This window comes from Frankia tisae (assembly GCF_025403405.1).
Lineage (GTDB): Bacteria > Actinomycetota > Actinomycetes > Frankiales > Frankiaceae > Frankia > Frankia tisai.
Window position 1 is genome coordinate 1 of the sequence record NZ_JANEZT010000386.1, and the last position, 6,049, is coordinate 6,049.

At 72.6% G+C, this 6,049-nt stretch carries 7 protein-coding genes and 1 pseudogene; 2 read left to right on the forward strand and 6 right to left on the reverse strand.

From position 1 onward, the window contains the following. The 5 genes and pseudogenes from NBZ85_RS26160 to NBZ85_RS26180 all read right to left on the reverse strand — a co-directional run. Positions 1-298, reverse strand: a pseudogene (locus tag NBZ85_RS26160) (thioredoxin family protein); the annotation flags it as partial. Between the two features lie 57 nt (positions 299-355). Then, a complete protein-coding gene (locus NBZ85_RS26165) occupies positions 356-1,102 on the reverse strand; it encodes an LmeA family phospholipid-binding protein (protein ID WP_261562789.1) in 747 nt (248 codons plus the stop codon). Continuing rightward, a complete protein-coding gene (locus NBZ85_RS26170; RefSeq protein WP_261562790.1) occupies positions 1,099-2,106 on the reverse strand; it encodes a hypothetical protein in 1,008 nt (335 codons plus the stop codon). The genes NBZ85_RS26165 and NBZ85_RS26170 overlap by 4 nt, the downstream gene beginning before the upstream one ends. 87 nt (positions 2,107-2,193) lie before the next feature. Further along, positions 2,194-2,469: a MoaD/ThiS family protein gene (locus NBZ85_RS26175; RefSeq protein WP_261562791.1), complete on the reverse strand. Its 276-nt coding sequence runs from the start codon at positions 2,467-2,469 to the stop codon at positions 2,194-2,196. Between the two features lie 65 nt (positions 2,470-2,534). Further along, entirely contained in the window at positions 2,535-3,500 is a 966-nt protein-coding gene (locus NBZ85_RS26180; protein ID WP_308205225.1) for an alpha/beta hydrolase, read from the reverse strand. Positions 3,501-3,555: 55 nt separating this feature from the next. Between NBZ85_RS26180 and NBZ85_RS26185 the strand changes: the two genes are divergently transcribed. Further along, entirely contained in the window at positions 3,556-4,308 is a 753-nt protein-coding gene (locus NBZ85_RS26185; protein ID WP_261555587.1) for a response regulator transcription factor, read from the forward strand. Between the two features lie 156 nt (positions 4,309-4,464). After that, entirely contained in the window at positions 4,465-5,439 is a 975-nt protein-coding gene (mshD, locus tag NBZ85_RS26190) for a mycothiol synthase (protein WP_261555586.1), read from the forward strand. A gap of 6 nt (positions 5,440-5,445) precedes the next feature. Here mshD and NBZ85_RS26195 read toward each other — a convergent pair whose 3' ends face one another. Further along, a complete protein-coding gene (locus NBZ85_RS26195; RefSeq protein ID WP_261555585.1) occupies positions 5,446-5,805 on the reverse strand; it encodes an STAS domain-containing protein in 360 nt (119 codons plus the stop codon). Positions 5,806-6,049: the final 244 nt, after the last annotated feature.

A 6,049-nucleotide genomic window follows, 5' to 3' on the forward strand; every position in this document is an offset into this window, starting at 1 on the left:
TCTCCTCCCCGAGCCCGACGAACTCGGCCCGTAGCCCGCCCCCCGCGTCCCCGGAATCCGGCACCTCAGCGGAACCGGACGGCTCAACGGAACCGGACGACTCGGCGGAACCGAATGGCTCGACGGAACCGGACGGCTCGACGGAACCGGACGGCTCAGCCACGGCGTCCACCGGCCCCCCTGCGGGGGCGAGCGGCTGTCCCCGCACCGCGCGGAACCGGCCGTCCCGCGCGCGCATCACCGTGCCCAGCGACACCGCCAGCACGACAGCTCCGACCAGTACCCAGACTCCCGTCACAGCTCCTACAGCATCCCGGCAGCGCCCGCTCTTCCCGGAGCGCCACCATCCGCCGCATCACCGGCCCGCGGTGGCCGCGTCGGCGTCAAGCACGACGTCATGCCCGCCAGCGGCGAAGGCAATGCGATCGGCCATGACAGTCGCCGAGGTGAGCTGCATGTTGAACGGCAGGCCGGCGACCGGCACACGCACGGTGAGCAGCGCGGCGGCGGCCTGGCGCAGCGCCGGCGGCAGGATCGCACCGACCGACCCGGACAACTCACGTGGGGTGAACGTGACCGCGGCGGGCTGGACTCCGACGTCCGCCGTCCCGGACACCGGGTAGGCGGTCCCCAGGATCTCGACCGATCCCGCGACCCGGATCCCCTGCCCGTCCGGGCTGACCACGGCAGTCGAGCCCTGGCTGCGCAGGTAGGCGTTGACATCGGCGAACGTCAGCTCCACCCGGGCGGTGAGCCGGTCCACCGGAATCCGCCGCACCTCGCCGCGGACGACGTCGGCGAGGGGGAGCCGCACGCCCGCGAGGTCCGCGTGCACCCGGTCCACGCGAACGTCCTGCTCGACGTGACCGCGCACGTCCACCCGCACGTTCCGGTAGTTCCCGGCGACGACCTGGGTGAGGAACGGGAAGCCGCCGAGCGACACCGTGGGGCGAGACGGCAGGTGCTCGGTCCGCTGCGCCTGTGTGGCGATCTGGCCGGCGACGACCCGCGCGGCGACCCGGTCCACGACGACGACCACGATCAGCCCGACGACCACGACCACGGCCGTGATGCGCAGGCCTCGACCGGCCGGGCCGCTCATCCGGGGAGGTGCCGTCCGACCAGGTAGACCAGCGGCGCGGCGCATGCCAACGGCAGGATCGCGGCAAGCAGGACCGCCGCCGCCCGGTCCGCCGCCGTGTCTTCGCCCGGCTCCGCCGCACCGGCCCCGCCACCCGGTGCCACCCCGGCGGCGGGCGATCCGGCCCCGCGCGCACGGGTCAGCACCAGATCCACCAGAGCCGCGACGGCCGCGCCCGATGCGGCCGTCGCAAGCGCGGCATTCACGGTCAGGTCGTCGGGTCCGAGCGCGCCGAAGACCGCACCCGCGGCCACGGCGACGACCACGCCAAGCAGCTCAGCCGGCACCGCTGTCAGGCCGGCCCAGCCAAGTAGCCGGGCGGTCACGACGGCGCTGCCGGCACCCAGCAGGCCGGCGATCACCAGCAGGTCGGCCGGATGGTGCGCGCCGTGCCCGGCCCGCAGCGCGAGGTATCCCGCGAACAGGGCGCTGAGGATGATCCCGCTCAGCGCGGTGGCCAGTTCGGCGCTCACCCGGGTGGTGGGATCCGGCGCCGCGGTGGAGTCCGGACGGCCCCCCGGGTCCGCCTCGCCGTCGGCGCGCGGGGGGGCCGGGGCGCGCAGCGTGAAGGCCCGGCGCAGTGCCAGCTGGTAGAGCACCACGACCGCGACGGCCGCCCCGATGACACCGGCGACCGAACCGTAGGCGTGCCGGTCCGAGACCAGCAGGACGACATCGGCGAGCACCGCCCACGCCGCGACCAGCAGGATCGTGCCCGGGGAGGCACGCAGCGCCCGGCTCCACGCCCACGCGAACGTGGCCTGCTCGGCGGCCAGGACGGCCGCCAGCAGCCAGGTGGCGAGGGCGGCCGCGCCGACAGCCAGGCCCATGGCGATCAGGGCGGCGAGGGCGGCGAGGGGCTCGCCGAGCCGCACCCACCGGGTCGGCGCAGCGGCCGGCGGGGCCGACTCCCCCGACAGCACGCCGCGGGACAGCCCGGGATCGCCAGCGCTCACGCGCGCCATGCTGCCATGCCCGGCCGGCGGACCCGGCGCCGCACCGGCCGCGGGTCAGGTCGAGCGGGCGGAAGGCGGCTGGGAACGCCGGCGTTCTCAGCCACCGGCGAACGGCGGCAGGGCCTCCACGACCGCGCCGTCGCGCAGGATGACCCCGGCCGGGTCACGCCGACCCACCGGCTGCTCGTCCACCAGGTAGGAGCAGCGCCGCAGCAGCGCGGGCAGGTTCCCCCCGTGGCGGGCCGCGACGGCCGCGAACAACGCCGCGAGCGTGTCCGCCTCGATCGTCTCCTCACGCACCCCCGCGGCGTCGCGGGCGGCGGCCCAGTACCGGACGGTGACCCGTGCGGCCGGCGCACCCGGCACAGGCAACGGCGCCGGCGCACCCGGCACGGGCGGCGGCCCCGGCGCGGATGGCCTCGGGCCGATACCCGCCATCATCCGGCCTCGACCACCGCGCCGCCGCGAGGCGCCGGGGCGATCGCCTCCACCGGGGCGATCGCCTCCACCGGGCCGGCACCGCCGGCGGCGAGGCTCGCCAGGTGCGCACCGATGCGGTCGAGCAGGCCCGGACAGACCCCGGCCTCGGCGTGGCCGAACTCGGGTACCAGCCACATCTGCGCAGCCTCCCCGGCGGCGGCGGCAAGCGCGCGCGGATGTTCCAGGGTGAAATACCGATCACGATGCCCATGAACGATCAGTAAAGGCATCGGCGCAATGGTGCCGACGACTTCGACCGGAGAGGCAGGAATTGGCACGAAAGCGCCGGGATCGATACGGACGCGTAACGCACCTCTTGCCACCATCCGGCCAGTGGCATGCTCGGCGAGCCAGTGGATCCGCCGCATCGGCGCGGTGTCGCGGACGAACCATCGGCTGGTGGCGCTCACGCTGATGACCGCATCGGGGGGATGGTGCACGCGCAGCTCGTGACTCAGCGTACGGTTTTTGGCCAATCCGGCATGACGGAGAACCGCGGCCCCGCCCATCGACCAGCCAATGGTGATAACGCGCTGGTAGCCGAGCCGGCGAGCCTCGCCGACGCCGGCGTCGACGTCGAGCACCTCACGATCTCCGAAGGTGCATGATCCACTAGAGCGACCATGACCCCGTAGGTCCATGACCAGCACTCCTACATATTTTCGTAACATGTCTGCGACATGCCGTAACGCCGGATGCCTCATCGAACAGGAGAAGCCATGAGCGATCACGACCGCCAGCTCCCGCGACTCTCCGTGCACGACCCCAAGTTTTTGATCATGGTTCGTGGCCAGAATCTCAGAATCAGCGGTGGGCAGTAGCCCGTAGACGGTAGGAGCCGAGTAGGACACTCCGCTATCCTCCCCACATACCGGCCTTCGTTTCATGCCCATGACGGTCGTGAGACGCCCAGGGCCGGGCATCGAGTTACTCACCGGGTCGACGCTGCCCCACCACACACCACCTGGAGGAGTCGTCTTGAGCGTCGTCCTTTTGCTCACCAACGCCCCCGGTCCCTCCGCCGAGTCGTTTCCGTCCCTTGGTCTGCTCACGCACACGGTACGGGTCGCTCCGCTGGAGGCGAGCGCTCTGTTGGACGCTCCGCCCGTGGACGTGATCGTGGTGGACGGACGCCGGGAACTCGTCATCGCTCGCGGCCTGTGCCGGCTGCTGCGCACGACCGGACTCACGACGCCGCTGCTCGCACTGGTGACCGAAGGCGGCCTCGCCGCAGTGTCGGCGGACTGGGGGGTCGACGACGTCGTCCTCGACTCCGCCGGTCCCGCGGAGGTCGAGGCCCGGTTGCGACTGGCCATCGGTCGGGTCGCTGCCGCCGGTGGCACGGCCGAGGCCGGTGTCATCCGGTCCGGCGACCTGTCGGTCGACGAGACCACCTACTCGGCCAAGCTGCGGGGCCGCCCGCTCGAACTCACGTTCAAGGAGTTCGAGCTGCTCAAGTACCTGGCCCAGCACCCCGGCCGAGTCTTCACCCGGGCGCAGCTGCTCCAGGAGGTATGGGGCTACGACTACTACGGCGGCACCCGGACCGTGGACGTACACGTCCGCCGGCTGCGGGCGAAGCTCGGCCCCGAGCACGAGGCGATGATCGGCACGGTCCGGCACGTCGGTTACAAGTTCGTGGCACCACCGATCGCGCCCCTGCCGGAGAACACCACCGGGGTGTCCACTCGCGTCGACCGGGACGACACCCGCACACCCGAGCGGGTCTAGGCGCCCCCGGGCAGGCCGGCGGGCGGCGTCGATCGTCGACGGCGCATCCGACCTGACGATGCCGGGTGGGAGATGTCCACGTCTCCTGCCCTGCATCGTCGCGTCGGGGCGACGGATCACGGGACAGCCGGCACCGAGAGCCCATACGGTCGTTCGGTGACGACCTCCCTGACCTGGCAGTCGACCCTGAGCGCCGCGGACGTGGACGACATTGTGAGCCTGCTTGCCGCCGCCGAGCGGGCGGACGGCACCGGGCCGGTGTCCGAGGACGTCCGGCTGACCCTGCGCCCCGACCAGCGGATCGGGGCGGCCCGTCACCTGCTCGCCGTGCCCGCCGCCGATACCAGGGCGCCGGGCGCGCGGCCGGCGATCGTCGGCTACGCGCATCTGGGCGGCGCGATCGACAGCCGCCAGGCCGAGGTCGTGGTCCACCCTGGGCAGCGTGGCCAGGGGATCGGCCGTGCCCTGGCCACCGCGCTGACCGAGGCGCTCGGCGATCCACCCGCCCGGCTCGACGTGTGGGCGCACGGCGATCTCCCAGCCGCGGCGGCTCTGGCCGGCCGGCTCGGGTTCACCCGAACCCGGGTGTTGTTGCAGCTTCGCCGGCCGCTGAGCCCCGACGCGCCCCTGCCGGAGCCGCACCTGCCCGCCGGGGTCACCGTCCGCGCGTTCGCCCCGGGCCGCGACGACGAGGCCTGGCTGGCCGTCAACGCCGCCGCGTTTGCCGACCATCCCGAGCAGGGTCGCTGGACGCTCGATGACCTGGTGCTGCGCCGGGCCGAGCCGTGGTTCGACCCTCGCGGTTTCTTCGTCGCCGAACGCGACGGTCAGGTGGTCGGCTTCCACTGGACAAAGGTCCACGAAGTGGACGAGACGCCGCCACCGGGCACCCACCCCGGCCCGATCGGCGAGGTGTACGTGGTCGGGGTGCTGCCTGGCGCGGGCGGAGCGGGGCTGGGGCGCGCCCTGACTCTCATCGGCCTGCACCATCTGCTCGCCGAGGGGCTCCCGGCGGTCCTGCTGTACGTGGACGAGGACAACGAACGAGCCGTGCGGATGTACTCCGGCCTCGATTTCACCGTCCACACCAGCGATGTGTCCTACCACTGGCGCGGGCCGGCCACGGGCTGAGGCCGGTCATCTGCCGCGGCGGGTCCCCAGGCCGGACGCCACGGCCGCGCCGCCGTGGTCGATTTCGATGACCGAGGTCAGGTTGGTGACGTGCAGCAGCCGGTAGGCATCCTCGTTGAGGTTGCGCAATGCCAGCCGGCCACCGACGGAGCGCTGACGCTGGTGGGCGAACAGGATGACCGCCAGCCCCTGCGAGTCCAGGAAGCTCACCTGGGCCAGGTCGACGACGATGTCCCGGACTCCGGCGACGCGCGCGTCGAGCAGCGCCTCGCGCAACGGGTCCAGCGATGAGTAGTCGATGTCCCCAGCCGGGTGCACGACGATGGCCTCGCGGTCGATCACTTCGACGCTGATGCTCGGTTCCATGGCTCCGTTGACGACCGGACGACATGGGCGCCACGAGAAGCCGGCCGGGCTGCCTCCCGCTACGCGCCGCGCCCATGGCAAGCGCGACGATGGTCACGTACCCCCACCGCACCACTCCCACACCCGTCCAATTCTCACCGGGAAGCGGTTTTCCTCACACCGGATCGACGCCGCCCCCCGGGGCCCGCCGGCGACGGTAGATGACCTGTCTCTTATACACATCTGACGCTGCCGACGACTAGTC

What these genes read in the sequence shown, in the direction of transcription:
- NBZ85_RS26195 (WP_261555585.1), bottom strand. Translation starts at nt 5,805, where the DNA reads ATGGAACCGAGCATCAGCGTCGAAGTGATCGACCGCGAGGCCATCGTC.
- NBZ85_RS26165 (WP_261562789.1), bottom strand. Translation starts at nt 1,102, where the DNA reads ATGAGCGGCCCGGCCGGTCGAGGCCTGCGCATCACGGCCGTGGTCGTG.
- NBZ85_RS26180 (WP_308205225.1), bottom strand. Translation starts at nt 3,500, where the DNA reads ATGCCCGGCCCTGGGCGTCTCACGACCGTCATGGGCATGAAACGAAGG.
- NBZ85_RS26170 (WP_261562790.1), bottom strand. Translation starts at nt 2,106, where the DNA reads ATGGCGCGCGTGAGCGCTGGCGATCCCGGGCTGTCCCGCGGCGTGCTG.